Origin of the sequence: Photorhabdus africana (genome assembly GCF_035181445.1) — a bacterium.
Lineage (GTDB): Bacteria > Pseudomonadota > Gammaproteobacteria > Enterobacterales > Enterobacteriaceae > Photorhabdus > Photorhabdus laumondii.
The window spans coordinates 1-241 of record NZ_JAXBVE010000279.1 but is presented as its reverse complement, the minus strand read 5'-3'; the positions used below and the strand labels follow the sequence as shown (position 1 = coordinate 241).

The window sequence follows — 241 nt, the reverse complement described above, 5'->3', positions numbered from 1 at the left end:
ACCACCTTTTGACTTCTTTGAGCGCTCAATCGAAGAAACACACGCCATGATGAGCAATCTCTACATAAGCGATGCCTACAACTCACTATCCATCGAGGGTTACAAGGTTACGCCAGAATTAATCGAGCGTCTGTCTAAAGGTGACTGGTCGCCGGATACCATCCAAAGGGACAAGGAACAGAAGGATGCGATGGCTGCCAGAGGCTATTTCGATGCCTTTAACAAAGTGAAAGAGCTACTG

1 protein-coding gene is annotated in these 241 nt (G+C 47.3%); it reads left to right on the top strand.

What is annotated here, in order from left to right:
* The coding region (locus SLS51_RS23755) for a Fic family protein (protein ID WP_323840912.1) at positions 1 to 241 on the top strand (241 nt) is incomplete at both ends.